The following is a 549-nucleotide window of genomic DNA, read 5'->3' on the forward strand; positions in this document are numbered from 1 at the left end:
TCGTCCGGGGTGGCGATCACCTGAGCGATCACCTGGGCGACCGTCGACGGCTTGAGGAAGCGCTCGGGGGAGTAGGTCCCGCCCTCGTAGGCCACCAGATTCCACTGCATGTCGGTGTCGATGCGTCCCGGGTAGACCGTGGTCACCCGCAACGAGGGTTCGTCGGCGCGCAGGGCGTCGGCGAATCCACGCAGCGCGAACTTGCTCGCCGTGTAGGCCGCCAGCCCGGGCGACGGTGCCCGTCCGGCGCCGGAGTTGACGAAGATCACCTGGCCTCGCGCGGCCCGCAGAGCCGGCAGTAGTGGCAGCGTAAGGGCCACGGCGCCAAGTACATTCACCTCCATGGTGGCGCGCCACTCGTCGATCGAGGACTCGCCCACGCGGCCCGGGTAGGCCACCCCGGCGTTGTGCACCAGTACGTCGAGCTCGACGATCGGCTCGACAGCGGCTTCGACCTGTTCGGCAGAGGTCAGGTCCATCGGCCAGGTGGTCGCACCCAATCGCTCCGCCACCGCGTCGAGGTCGGGCGACGGCCGGCCGGCCAGGAAC

Annotated in this window: 1 protein-coding gene; it reads right to left on the minus strand. The window is 69.9% G+C overall.

Annotated elements, in window-relative coordinates; all coding sequences use genetic code 11:
- Positions 1–549 (minus strand): SDR family oxidoreductase (locus tag FH08_RS0133915; RefSeq protein WP_031362616.1); only part of this gene is annotated, 549 nt, incomplete at both ends.

Source organism: Caballeronia sordidicola (assembly GCF_000729995.1).
Taxonomy (GTDB): domain Bacteria; phylum Pseudomonadota; class Gammaproteobacteria; order Burkholderiales; family Burkholderiaceae; genus Caballeronia; species Caballeronia sordidicola_A.